The organism is Stenotrophomonas maltophilia (assembly GCF_002799245.1).
GTDB lineage: Bacteria > Pseudomonadota > Gammaproteobacteria > Xanthomonadales > Xanthomonadaceae > Stenotrophomonas > Stenotrophomonas maltophilia_S.
The window spans coordinates 227,053-239,728 of the sequence record NZ_NEQV01000003.1 but is presented as its reverse complement, the minus strand read 5'-3'; the positions used below and the strand labels follow the sequence as shown (position 1 = coordinate 239,728).

Genomic DNA, 12,676 nt, shown 5'->3' with positions numbered 1-12,676 from the left:
CCCCAACCTTGCACGAAGCTTGCAATGCGAATCCTGCTCATCGAAGACGACGCGGCCCTGGCCGATGGACTGATCCGCGCCCTGCAGGGCGCCGGCCATCTGTGCGACCACCTCTCGCGTGGGCTGCACGCGCCCGCCGCACTGGCCAGCGCGCCGTATGACGTGATGGTGCTCGACCTCTCATTGCCCGACGTCGATGGCCTCGACCTGTTGTCGCGCCTGCGCAATGACGGCGTCACCCTGCCGGTGCTGATCCTGACCGCGCGCGATGGCGTGGAGGACCGCATCCTCGGCCTCGACCGTGGTGGCGACGACTATCTCGCCAAGCCGTTCGCGCTGGGTGAACTGGAAGCCCGGCTGCGTGCGCTGTCGCGCCGCCGCAGCGATGCACCGGCGCAGAAGCGACTGGGCCGCCTGTGCTTCGACAGCATCCGCAACGAAGTGCAGGTGGACGGCCAGCGCATCGAACTGACCGCGCGCGAGTTGTCGCTGGTCGAGGCACTGATGCAGCACCCCGGCCGCACCGTCACCAAGCAGCGCCTGTTCGACGCGCTGTACAGCTGGGACCATGAGGCCAACCTGTCGGTGATCGAAGTGCATGTCAGCCGCCTTCGCCGCAAGCTGGAACAGGCGCGTGCAGGCGTCGGCATCCGCATGCTGCGTGGCCTCGGCTACCGCCTGGAGGCCAGTGGTGACTGAGCGCGTGCACAGCCTGCGAGGCCTGCTGCTGCGCCGCCTGTGGCTGCCGCTGCTGGTGCTGCTGCTGTGCAGCGCGGTCGGTTCGTTCGCACTGGCCCGCTTCTACGCCGGCCAGGTCTACGACCGCTGGCTGCTGGACTCGGCGATGTCGTTGTCCGAGCTGGTGAAGGTGCAGGACGGGCGTGCATCGATCGAGATCACGCCAGCGGTGTCGCGCATGTTCACCTGGGATACTGCCGACGAAGTGCATGGCGAGGTGGTCGATGCCGATGGCGGCCGCCTGTATGGCGACCTGCCCGAAGCCCTGCCACGCCCCGCGGTCGCCGCCGGCAGCGATGACGCCGTCTACTACGACGCACGTCTGCGCGGGCAGCCGGTGCGCATGGTCGAAGTGGTCGTCAGCGCCGGCCCGGGCCACGACATCCGGCTGCGCGTGGCCGAGACGCTGCGCAAGCGCCACCGGCTGGAGCGCAAGCTGCTGCTGACCAGCATCCCGTTCCAGGCAGCGATCCTGGCGCTGGCCGCCTGGCTGGCGTGGTCTGGTACCGGTGCTGCCGCGCGGCATGCCAACCAGGTGGCACGCCGGCTGGCCAGCCCGCGCCCGGACCCGCTGGCGCCACTGGAGCCCGCGCAGGAGGCGCCGCGCGAGCTGTGGCCGGCGGTGGAGGCGTACAACGCACTCCTGCAGCGGCTGGACGCCATGCAGGCCGCGCAGCGGCGCTTCGTCAGCAACGCCGCACACCAGCTGCGCACCCCCTTGGCGGCGATGCAGGTAGAGCTGGAGAGTTCATTGCGCCAGCAGGATCCGCAGGCCCAGCAGCTGGCGCTGTCCGGCACGCTGGCCGGGCTGGCGCGGTTGCAGCACCTGGTCAATCAGCTGCTGATGCTCAGCCGCTCCGAGGATCCGCACGGCAGCTCACTGTCGCTGCAACCGCTGGAGCTGGCCGCGCTGGCGCGTGGCGTGGTCGAGCGCTACGCCGATCGTGCGTTGGCGGCCGGCGTGGACCTGGGCTACGAAGGACCCGACGACGGCGTGCAGGTACAGGGCGATCCGCAGCTGCTGCGCGAGGCACTGGGCAACCTGCTGGACAATGCGCTGCGCTACGGTGCTGCGCGCGGGGTGATCACCCTGGGCGTGCAGCAGGATGCCGACGGCGTGCAGGTGTGGGTGGACGATGACGGTGCCGGCATCGCCGAGGGCGAGCGCAGCCGCGTCACGGAACGTTTCTACCGGGCCAGCAGCGAGGGCGATGGCTGTGGGCTGGGGCTGGCGATCGTGGCCGAGATCGCACAGCGGCATGGCGCGATGCTGATGATCGATACCGCGCCGATCGGCGGCGCGCGGGTGGCATTGCGGTTCCGCCCCCGGTAGTCGCCCACCCTGGTGGGCGCCATTGATTTCCCGCGTGCCAACCAAGGTTGGCATCTACCAGGTGCGGGGTCCCGCGCGCCAACCGGGGGTGGCAACTACCCGATCACCTCTTCCTGTAGTCGCCCACCTTGGTGGGCGCCATTGATCGCGCGCGTGAGGACCACGCCGCCCAGCATCACCGGCTCATCGAATACGGTGCCTGCGCGCCCTGCCCCGGCCAGTCCTTGTTCGGCTCGGCCTGCATGTTGAAGCGCAACTCGCCACCGGCCAGGATCTCGTCATGGCGCAGGAAGGTGCGCTGCAGCGGCTTGCCGTTGAGGCTCACACTGCCGACATAGGTGTGCCTGTCATCCAGCCCATCGGCAACGATGGTGAAGCGCTTGCCGTTGGGCAGGCGCATCGCGGTCTTCGGCAGGAACGGGCGGCCGAGAATGTACTCGCCCGAACCCGGCGCCACCGGGTAGAAGCCCAGCGCGGTGAACACATACCACGCCGACATCTGGCCGACGTCATCATTGCCGGCCAGGCCATCGGGGCGATCGGCGTACTGGGTATCCATGATCTGCTTCAGGCGCGCCTGCGTGCGCCACGGCTGGCCGGCGTACGAATACAGGTAGGCCACATGGTGGCTGGGTTCGTTGCCATGCGCATACCAGCCGATCAGGCCGGTGATGTCTTCCATGTGCGCGAAGATCGACGGGTCGACCTTGGCATTGAACACGTCGTCCAGTCGCGCGAGCAGCTTGTCACTGCCACCATGCACGGCGGCCAGGCCAGCCACATCCTGCGGCACGTACCACGAGTACTGCCAGGCATTGCCCTCGGTGTAGTCGGTGCCATAGCCGCTGGCGCTGGGGTCGAACGGCGTACGGAAGCTGCCATCGCGCTTGCGCGCGCGCATGAAACCGGTGTCCTTGTCGAAGGCGTTGCGCCAGTTGCCGGCACGCGTGTCGAAGGTCGCCGCGATATCGGCCTTGCCCATCGCCTGCGCCATGCGCGCAATGGTCCAGTCATCGAAGGCGTATTCCAGCGTCTTGCTGGCCGCCTCGCCTTCCTCGTCGATCGGCACATAGCCCAGCTCGCGGTACTGCGCGATGCCGTCGTACGGACCGTAGTTGGCGGTCTCGACCATTGCCTTCAACGCCTTGTCGGCGTCGAAGCCACGAATGCCTTTCACGTAGGCATCGGCGATCACCGGCACGGCGTGGTAGCCGATCATGCACCAGTCTTCCAGGCCATGGAACGACCACACCGGCAGCATGCCGTAGGGGCTGTGCTCATGGTGGGCCAGCATCGAATTGACGAAGTCGCTGTTGCGCTTCTCCGGCTGCACCAGCGTCAGCAACGGGTGCAGCGCGCGGTAGGTGTCCCACAGCGAGAACGTGGAATAGTTCGTGAATCCTTCTGCCTTGTGCACGGCATTGTCCGAGCCGCGGTACTGGCCATCGGCATCCATGAACAGCGTCGGCCCCAGCATGGTGTGGTACAGCGCGGTGTAAGCGCTGCGCCGCGCGTGCTCAGGCGCATCGATGTCGAGCACCGACAGCGCCTGCGTCCATTCCTGCTTCGCCTGCGCACGCACGCGGTCGAAATCGAAGTCGGCCACTTCGGCGTCCAGGTTGGCGATGGCACCGGCTTCGCTGACCGGCGAGATGGCCACCTTGACCACCAGCGGTGCATCCAGCTTGCCGAATGCGAAGGTACCGACCAGCTGCCGGCCCTCGATCTGTGCACGCTGTGCCGGGTCCTTCTCACCCGGCGGCGGGAAGCCCTTGTAGACGATGTCCTGCTCGGTGTTGTGCAGCGCATGCCCCGACAGCGGGCGCGAGAAACGCATCGCGAAGTACAGCTGGCGGCCCGGCGCCCAGCCGCGGGTCTCGCGGAAGCCGGTCACCGTGCCGTCGGCGCGCACCCGCACCCGCGACCACAGCACCTTGCCCGGGTAGTCATACATGCTGGTGCGCATGTCCAGCAGCACCTTGGCATCGGCGCCCTTGGGGAAGGCGTAGCGATGCACGCCCACGCGCGCACTGGTGGTCAGCTCGGCACGCACCTTGTAGTCGTCCAGGGTGACCGCGTAGTAGCCCGGCTCGGCCTTCTCATCGTCGTGGCGGAAACGCGAGGCGTAACCGCTGCGCGGCTTCTCCGGGTCGCCGCGCTCCAGCCCGGGATCGCCGGTGAACGGCATCAGCAGGATGTCGCCCAGGTCCGAATGGCCGGTGCCGGAAAAATGCGTGTGCGAGAAGCCGACGATGCTGCTGTCGTCGTAACGGTAGCCGGCCGCCCATCCATACGCCTTTTCGCGGGGCTGGATGCGCGTATCCGGGCTGAGCTGGACCATGCCGAACGGCACCGTCGCGCCAGGGTAGGTGTGACCCTCGCCGCCGGTACCAATGAACGGATCAACGGCGGCGTAGGCGCGTTCCGCAGCGGATTTCGTTGGGGCTGCCGACGCCGCACCGGAGGCAAGCATGGCGGTGGCGGCGAAGACGATCAGGAGACGACGGTCCAGCGTGGGCATCGGCATTTGGATCGATTCAGGTGGTGGTCAGATCCTAGCACCGGGTTTGCCGTGCCGCATGCTGCAGTGCGGCCGCCGGCACCGGGACCAGCACGATCGCCACCCTCATTGCAGCGCAGTACCGCGCCGAGCCTACGCAGCCAACGCCTTCTGGATATCCGCCAACGGTGCGTTGGTCAGGTCCTTGGCAATATCGCCCAGCAGGCGTGCCTGGACCTCCTTGTGCAGCAGCGGGCGGATGCGCCCCAGCGTGGTCGGGTCCGCCACCAGCACCAGGTGCGCGTAGCGGTTGTTCAGTGCATCCTCGTTGAGCTGCTCGGCCACCTGCTTGGCGAACGTCGCTTCGTTGAGCTGGGAAATAGACATGTCCTTCGGTACCGCACCGGCCGGCCCCTGCCCGGAAACACCCTGCTCGCTGATGTCCTGCAGGCGCAGTTCGCCTTCCTGCTTCAGGGCCAGCTGATGCTCGCTGCCGACGTTGGTGAACACACGCGCAGAACCACCATCGGCGACGATGATCAGCGTACCTTCGGGAATGCGACGGGTCATGCGGTGCTCCTTCTCGATTGCGTCATTGCGTTCACCGCCACCGTAGACAGCACTGTGTGAGCGTTGCGGCCAGAGTTCGTTCAACGCATGTCATCGCATTGCGCTGGCGGATGAACAGGCGCGATGGAACACAGCGTGCAGCTCAGCCCGCTTCGCTGCATGCTCACGCCGATGCCGTTATGATGAACGGATGATCGACACGACCCACTACGTGACGGGCGCACCTGTTACGTGGGAAGCACTGCCGACCGGCGCTTCGCTTGCCACGATTGTTCCCGCCCTGCAGTTCCATCGCCTCGCGCTGGATCCCGGCGGATGACGCCCGCAGGCCCTCGGCCTGCACTCCCTACGCTGCTGTGACCTCCGGCCGCTGACTGCGCGCCCGCAGTGATCCTGTTGCCGCGTTTCCGCCATCACGGCGGTGCGTTGCCGTGCGCGTGGCGTCGTGCCTGCACACGTTCCCCCGGCCCCCACGCCATCCACCGATGCCCCTGCGCCAGCTGCGCCTGCATCGCCGTTTCCGATTTCCGGGACACGCCCCATCGCCCATTCCCCTATTCCATATCCACAAGGGAGCCCCCATGCAGGACACCCCCGATGCACATGCCCACTTCGGCTGGTTCAAACGCCGCCGCCACCTGAAGGTCGATGAGATCACCGTCGTCGACAAGCCCATGCTCAAGCGCGCCGTTGGCGCCGCCGCGCTCGGCAATGCCATGGAGTGGTTCGATTTCGGTGTCTACGGCTATCTCGCCGTCACCATCGGCCAGGTGTTTTTCCCCTCCAGCAATCCCACCGCACAGGTGATCGCCGCGTTCGCCACCTTCACCGTGGCGTTCCTGGTGCGCCCGCTGGGCGGCCTGGTGTTCGGCCCGCTGGGTGATCGCTACGGCCGCCAGAAAGTGCTGGCGTTCACCATGATCCTGATGGCGCTGGGCACTTTTTCCATCGGCCTGATTCCCGCCTACGAGCGCATCGGCATCTGGGCACCGGTGCTGTTGCTGCTGGCGCGCGTGGTGCAGGGCTTCTCCACCGGTGGCGAATATGGGGGCGCAGCCACCTTCATCGCCGAGTATTCCACCGACCGCAACCGCGGCCTGATGGGCAGCTGGCTGGAGTTCGGCACGCTGGGCGGCTACATCGCCGGCGCCGGTACGGTAACCGCGCTGCACATGCTGCTGAGCAGTGAACAGATGCTGGACTGGGGCTGGCGCGTGCCGTTCCTGGTGGCTGGCCCGCTGGGCCTGCTCGGGCTGTACATGCGCATGAAGCTGGAGGAAACCCCGGCGTTCCGCGCCTTCGCCGAAGAAGCCGAGAAGCGCGAGCACGACCGGCCCGGGCTGGGCGCGCTGTTCCAGGTGCATGGCCGCCAGCTGCTGGTGTGCATGGGCCTGGTGCTGGTCTTCAACGTGACCGATTACATGCTGCTGACCTACATGCCCAGCTACCTCAGCGTCACCATGAACTACGCCGAGAGCAAGGGCCTGCTGCTGATCATCATCGTGATGCTGGTGATGATGCCGTTGAACATTGTCGGCGGACTGTTCAGTGACAGGCTGGGCCGCCGCCCGATGATCATCGGTGCGTGCATCGCGTTGCTGGTGCTGGCCATTCCGTGCCTGCTGCTGATCGGCAGCGGCAACGACGGGCTGATCTTCCTCGGCCTGATGCTGCTGGGGCTTGCGCTGGTGTGCTTCACCAGCTCGATGCCGTCCACGCTGCCGGCGCTGTTCTACACCCCGGTGCGCTACAGCGCGCTGTCGATCGCCTTCAACGTGTCGGTGTCGTTGTTCGGTGGCACCACGCCGCTGGTGACCGCATGGCTGGTCGAGCGTACCGGCGACCCGCTGGTACCGGCCTACTACCTGATGGGCGCAGCGGTGATCGGCCTGGTGACCATGCTGTTCGTGAAGGAGACCGCCGGCCTGCCGCTGCGCGGTTCACCGCCGGCCGTTGGTAGCGACAAGGAAGCCGCCGCACTGTTGAAGAGCGATGTGCCAGTGACGGTGGACCCGACCCTGCCACCGCTGCCGGACGTTGCAGAGCCCGAGCAGGTGAAGCCGGCCTGAGGCTGGGCGCAGAACGCGACCCATGCATGGCGCGGATGCACTGGGCAGATGGCGCCGGGCAGGCACGCCCGGCGCTACCTGGCGCTACCTGCTGATGCGGGTCAGCTTCCCCGGCGTCCAGCGCAGCGTCCAGGTGTAGTCGCCCTCGGGTGGACACACGTGGCGGTTCGGGCTCTTCCATTCGCAGACCGTCGCCCCGGCAGTCACCGTGAAATCGACAATGATGCGGTCGCCCTGGATGCGGATGGCGTGGATGGCGCCTGGGATCTGTTCGACCGCATCGTCACCATAGCCATATTGGCGGATGGCGGCATAGTCCTCCGCTTCCACCGGCGACAGGCTGTTCCTGTTTTCCTGGCCCCGCGGGTCGTTCGCGGCCAGCGCGGTCATCACCGCAACGACATTGCGTTGGGCGAAGCTGCCGCCGGTGTAGGTGGACGTGTAGAAATACACGACCTCGGCACGGCCATCGCCATCAAGATCAGCAACAGCCGTCCACACCGGACGGAAATCCGATTCGATGTCGTCGCCGGGAATCAACCGCAGGTTGGCTTCGGCGGCCCGATAGGCCTGTACCAGGCTGGGCGGCGCCACTGTCTGCCTGGAAGCGGGCGGCGCGGCCATCACCGGCAGGCAGGACAGCGCCAGCGCAGCAAGCACCAGGCGGGTCGAAGTGGAGCGGAGCGTCGCAGGTCCGTGCATGGCATCCTCCTTGAATGTGCGGCCAGTCTAACCGCAGCTCCGGTGGCGCCCAGTCGTGCACGGTGCAGTTTCGCGCGATGCGCGGAAGGCATCCACGCATGGCGAGGATCTACCGGGGCGTGTTCAACTCCATCGCGCGCATCACGATGGGCTTGGCCCAGCCGGGCGTGTGCAGCAGGTCGGCCACGGCAACCGGGTAATGCAGTTGGCCCTGCGCCATCGCCAGTACCGGCAGCGGCACCACGCAACCCTGCGCGTCGGCCGGTGCGCTGTTGTCGTAGACATGCAGCTCGGCCAGGTGCGGCAGCAGTTCCAGCAGGTTCGCGCGCGCCGAATCGAAACGCGCGTGGATCTTCTCCACCGGGATATCGTGGCCACCGGCTGCCACCCGTGCGGCAACACGGGCGATGTGCAGCTCGACATCGGCCAGCCCGCAGAACCAGATCGCCACCTGCTGCCGTTCGCAGGCCTCGCGCAGCAGGCGCGGGATGGTGTTGCCACCCAGTGTGGTCTCGAAGGCGAAGTTGGTGCCATCGGCCATGGCCTGGCGCAGGCGGCGGGTGCCTTCCTGCCAGGCTTCGGCGTTGGCCTCCGGCAATGGCCAGCCGGCGTCGACCAGGCGGCGGGTGAAGGCGTCGGGGTTGAACCAGCCCAGCCCTTGGGCATCCAGCCAGGTGCCCAGCAGCGAACTCTTGCCGGCGCCATTGACACCGGCCAGCGCCAGGATGCGTCCCATCGATCAGAGCGGACGGCCGAGGGTGACCTTGCGGCCGCGCCGGATCGGCTGGCCCAGCACCTTGCCCAGCCCTTCCCCGCGCTGCAGGCCGGCCAGGGCCTGGTCGAACTCGCTGCGCAGGCGCTGCAGTTCCTCGTTGCGCTCACCGGCATCACCGCCGGCGGCCTTGGCCAGCAGCTCCTGATAGGTGCGGATGTCCACGATCACCGCTTCCGGATGATTGTGGTTGGTGATGACCAGCGCCTGCTTTTCGCGCACCGTGCGCATCAGGCTCGGCCAGCCCCGGGTCTTCACCGACGAGGCCGGGGCCTTCTCGAGGCCAGGCAGATCCAGCGGCAGGGTCATGGCACGGCTCCGGGCAGGGTGGATGAGGCCACTATACCCAATTTGGCCCAATTGGGGATAAATCCCCTTTTACCCCAGGGGCCCTGTGGCCGGGGCGTCGGTCTGCAGCAGGCTGTCGCGCTCGCGCAGCGGGAAGCGGATCCAGGCATCCAGCCCCTGCGGGCCGAAGCGCAGCTCGCCACTGCCGGCCAGCTCATAGGGCACCCGCTGCTCGATCAGGACCCGGCCCAGGCCACGCTGGCGTGGCATCTGCCACCCCTCCACCTCGGCATGGCGCTCGCACCAGTGCAGGCCCAGCCACGGCTGCCCGTCCTGCATCTGCAGGTGCCAACAGACGTCGATCCGGCCGTCCTCATGGGCCAGCGCGCCATGCCGGAGCGCGTTGGTGGCCAGCTCATGGATGGCCAGCGACAGCACTTCAGCCGCCTTCGGTGGCAACAGCACATCCTCACCCTGCAGGTGATAGGCGGCCGCCGCCGGTGTCTGTGCCGCGATCTCCTCGTCGAGCATGCCGCGCAGGCAGACCCCGGCATTGGCGCCGCGGGTCAGCAGGCTCTGCGTGCGTGCCAGCGACATCAGCCGCCCACACAGGCGCTCGGCATATTCGTCCACGCTGCCCACCGAAACGCGGGTGCGCCAGGCAATGGCATGGATGGTGGACATGATGTTGCGGACCCGATGCTGCAGCTCGGCCAGCAGCACCGACTGGCGCTCGGTGGCACGCTTGAGGTCATCGATGTCCACAGCGATCGCGAACACGCCACTTACTTCGCCGTCGGCATCGCGCAGCGGCGCGGCGGCGACCCGCGTCCAGCGGGCGCAACCGTCGTCATGCAGGTACTGGAACTCCAGCCCGGGTACCACGGTTTCGCCGCGCATTGCACGCGCAATGGCGAAGTCCTCGGGCCCGATCACCGAACCGTCCGCATGCCAGCCACGCCAGCGATGCAGGTTCTCCGCATCGGTGGACGGCACCTTGCCACTGGGCAGGTAGGCGCGCATCTGGTCGTTGGACAACTGCATGCGGCCTTCGAGATCGACGATGCACAGGCCCACCGGCAGCATCCTGAAAGCCAGCTCCAGGCGCCGTTCGCTCTCGCGCCGCCACTGCTTCTCGCGCTCGCGCGCGGCCAGCGCCAGATGCGCGGCGGTGGTCTCGAACATCGTCACCAGTACGCCGTTGATGCGCCCTTCCTCGCCGCGGATCGGGCTGTAGGTGATGGTGAACCAGATGTCCTCCAGGCGCCCCCGCCGGACCAGCGGATACAGCTTGTCCTCGAAGGTGAGCGTCTCGCCCTGCCAGACCCGGGTATAGAGCGGCCCGTTGATGTGCCAGACCTCGGGCCAGCATTCGCGGGTCGGCTGGCCGAGTCCGCCGGGATGCTTGTCGGCCAGGATCTCGGCATAGCCATCGTTGTAGAGCTGCACCAGCTGTTCGCCCCACAGCACGATCATCGGGAAGCCGTGGGCCAGCATCAGGTCGACGGTGGCGCGCAGGTGCGGCGGCCATCGTTCAATCACGCCCAGAGGGCTGGACGCCCAGTCATGGCGGGCGATGCGGCCGGCCATGCCATCCAGGCGCGCCTGCAGGCGCGGTGCCGGCGGCATGCTGCCCCGCGGGGCAGCGGCCTGGAGGCCCTCGATGCGGCGCGGCATGCCGCGCAATCAGGCGATGCCCGCAGGGGCCTGCGGCGTCGCCACCAACCCCGCCAGCTGCTGGACCAGGGCCTCGATGTGATAGGGCTTGGTGCAACGGGGGGCGCCAGCGAAACGGCTGGGCAGATTGTCATCGTAGCCGGAGGTCAGCATGAACGGCGTGCCGGCTTCGGCCAGGCGATCGGCCAGGGGGTACACCTGTTCGCCCCCCAGATTGATGTCCAGCAGGGCCACATCGATGGGGTTGTCATCCACCAGCCGACCCAGCGCCTGCAGGTCTCCGGCCGGCCCCACCACCTGCGCGCCCTTCAGCTCCAGGTAGTCCACCAGGAACATCGCAATGGCGAATTCATCCTCCGCCACCAGCACCCTCAGCCCTTTCAGGCCCTCTGGTTTGTTGCCTGCTTCCAGCACGACCTGCGCTCCTCGATACACGCGGCCCACATCCGCCGCAACGCCTGCAGGATGCGCGAACCGGGCTACAAGGGCGCGTGATGATGGATGAAGATCGCGGCCACGGGCCATTCACTCCGGCATTGCAGCGGCACGCTCAGAACGCGCGCTCCCATTTCAGGCTGAGCAGGCTGCGGTCGTGGCTGTACAGCCAGCCTACCGTGCTGTCGATGCGTGCGTAGCGGATGCTCAGGCTGGGCACCAGCCCGGCCACCGCCAGCCGCTCGCTGCGCACGATGGCGATCAGGTTCTGCTCGTCGTCCTGCCTGCGCGCCTCCAGCAAAGGGCTCCAGGCGTCGTAGTCACGATGGCGCAGCGACACGAACACCGTGGCCGTGGTGCCACTCCACTGCCGTGCCGCGCCAAGCCGCAGGCCGCGCTGGCGGTAACCGTTGGCCGGGTCTGCAGCGCTGCTGTCGGTCAGGTCCACGCCCGCGAACAGGGTCCAGCGCGGGTTGAGCGCGCGGAACCAGGTGGCATACAGCGCCGCCAGTTCGCCATCGTAGTTGTCGGCCAGCCCCGGCCGGCGATAGCGCTGGCGCTTCCAGTCAGCCTCCAGCTTGAGCAGGCTGCGCGCGTCCAGGGCGTACTGCCATTCCCCGTGCACACCGCTGCCGCCCTGCAGGGCATGGTTGCCCAGCGCCTGGTAGTCATAGCTCGGCGCCAGCTGCAGGGTGTGCCGTGCACTGCGCCAGCTGTAACCGGCCTGCACGCTGGCGTTGAGCTCGTTGTACGCGCTGTAGCCACGCCAGGCCTGGCCGAACGCCAGCCCCCGCACGTACAGGCCATGATGGCCGGCCAGCGCCCAGCGCCGTTCCAGGTTGGCGTCATAGTCCAGGCCGGTGGCGCGCTGCGCTTCGGGCAGCGTGCGTTCGATCAGGCAGGTGTCGCCGACGCCGAACAGGCAGGTGCGGCTGGCCGAGCTGCGGTTGATGTTGTCACTCCACGCAGGCCCGGCAGCGACCGCGCCCTTCCAGCGCCTGCGTGCCTGCAACGCGTCCAGGTAGCTGTCCACGCGTGCGCGTACGCCGGCGGTGGCCGGATCGCTGCCGTCGATGCTGGCGCTGATCGCGCTGAACAGCGCCACCGCCTCGCGGTCACGCTGGTCTTCGGCATAGACACGCGCCAGTTCAAGGCGGGCGGGCAGGAAGTCCGGCTGCGCTGCCAGCAGCGCTTCGTACTCCTGTGCGGCGCGCGAATGGTCACCGGCCGAGCGCGCCAACGCGCCCTGCGCATAGTGGCGCAACAACGGATCGTGCCCTGGGAGCTCGATGTATTCGGCCAGGAACGCCGCGGCGGCCTGCCATTGTTGGTGCTGCAGCGACAGGTACAACGCCTGGCCGAGATCATCGACGGTGCGCTCCACCCGCACGGTCTGGCCATCGATGGTGAGCGTCGGCCGTTGCGATTCAGCCTGCTGCAGGCGCTGCTGGTCCTGCTGCTGGTGGCGCAGTTCGCTGCCCTGTTCGAGCACGCGGCGCAGATCGTCCTGCTGGGCGTGCACGTCGGTGGCAGCCAGCAGCAGGAACGCAAGAAAAATGGGGTGGCGCATGGTCGATCCGTGGTGATGCATG

General features: G+C 67.6%; 12 protein-coding genes. 4 read left to right on the top strand and 8 right to left on the bottom strand.

What is annotated here, in order from left to right; genetic code table 11:
• Positions 1-24 precede the first annotated feature (24 nt).
• Positions 25-699 carry a response regulator gene (locus B9Y64_RS11995; RefSeq protein WP_100440897.1) on the top strand — a complete coding sequence of 225 codons (675 nt, stop codon included), beginning with the start codon at positions 25-27 and terminating at the stop codon, positions 697-699.
• The gene (locus B9Y64_RS11990; protein ID WP_100440896.1) at positions 692-2,071 is read left to right on the top strand and encodes a sensor histidine kinase; all 1,380 of its coding nucleotides are present in this window, start codon (positions 692-694) and stop codon (positions 2,069-2,071) included. Before B9Y64_RS11995 ends, B9Y64_RS11990 begins: the two co-directional genes overlap by 8 nt.
• A 175-nt stretch (positions 2,072-2,246) precedes the next feature.
• On the opposite strand, the gene B9Y64_RS11985 is transcribed toward B9Y64_RS11990, so the two are convergent.
• Together B9Y64_RS11985 and B9Y64_RS11980 are read right to left on the bottom strand one after the other, a co-directional pair.
• Positions 2,247-4,598 carry a GH92 family glycosyl hydrolase gene (locus B9Y64_RS11985; protein ID WP_100440895.1) on the bottom strand — a complete coding sequence of 784 codons (2,352 nt, stop codon included), beginning with the start codon at positions 4,596-4,598 and terminating at the stop codon, positions 2,247-2,249.
• Between the two features lie 126 nt (positions 4,599-4,724).
• The gene (locus tag B9Y64_RS11980) at positions 4,725-5,141 is read right to left on the bottom strand and encodes a host attachment family protein (RefSeq protein WP_014037377.1); all 417 of its coding nucleotides are present in this window, start codon (positions 5,139-5,141) and stop codon (positions 4,725-4,727) included.
• 190 nt (positions 5,142-5,331) lie between these two features.
• On the opposite strand from B9Y64_RS11980, the gene B9Y64_RS22405 reads away from it, so the two are divergent.
• Together B9Y64_RS22405 and proP are read left to right on the top strand one after the other, a co-directional pair.
• Complete coding sequence (locus B9Y64_RS22405; RefSeq protein WP_265350055.1) at positions 5,332-5,460, top strand: hypothetical protein; 129 nt, start codon at positions 5,332-5,334, stop codon at positions 5,458-5,460.
• A gap of 262 nt (positions 5,461-5,722) precedes the next feature.
• A complete protein-coding gene (gene proP / locus B9Y64_RS11975) occupies positions 5,723-7,210 on the top strand; it encodes a glycine betaine/L-proline transporter ProP (protein WP_100440894.1) in 1,488 nt (495 codons plus the stop codon).
• A gap of 84 nt (positions 7,211-7,294) precedes the next feature.
• Here the strand turns inward: proP and B9Y64_RS11970 are convergent, their stop codons facing one another.
• From B9Y64_RS11970 to B9Y64_RS11945, 6 genes are all read right to left on the bottom strand, one after another.
• Positions 7,295-7,912 (bottom strand): hypothetical protein, encoded by a 618-nt coding sequence (locus B9Y64_RS11970; RefSeq protein ID WP_100440893.1) that lies wholly within the window; start codon positions 7,910-7,912, stop codon positions 7,295-7,297.
• Between the two features lie 109 nt (positions 7,913-8,021).
• Positions 8,022-8,648, bottom strand: a complete 627-nt coding sequence (locus B9Y64_RS11965) for an AAA family ATPase (RefSeq protein WP_100440892.1) — start codon at positions 8,646-8,648, stop codon at positions 8,022-8,024.
• Between the two features lie 3 nt (positions 8,649-8,651).
• Complete coding sequence (locus B9Y64_RS11960; RefSeq protein ID WP_100440891.1) at positions 8,652-8,993, bottom strand: type II toxin-antitoxin system prevent-host-death family antitoxin; 342 nt, start codon at positions 8,991-8,993, stop codon at positions 8,652-8,654.
• 69 nt (positions 8,994-9,062) lie between these two features.
• Positions 9,063-10,649, bottom strand: a complete 1,587-nt coding sequence (locus B9Y64_RS11955; protein WP_100440890.1) for a sensor histidine kinase — start codon at positions 10,647-10,649, stop codon at positions 9,063-9,065.
• Between the two features lie 9 nt (positions 10,650-10,658).
• The gene (locus B9Y64_RS11950) at positions 10,659-11,063 is read right to left on the bottom strand and encodes a response regulator (protein WP_100440889.1); all 405 of its coding nucleotides are present in this window, start codon (positions 11,061-11,063) and stop codon (positions 10,659-10,661) included.
• Positions 11,064-11,199: 136 nt separating this feature from the next.
• Positions 11,200-12,654, bottom strand: a complete 1,455-nt coding sequence (locus tag B9Y64_RS11945) for a porin family protein (protein WP_100440888.1) — start codon at positions 12,652-12,654, stop codon at positions 11,200-11,202.
• Positions 12,655-12,676 lie beyond the last annotated feature (22 nt).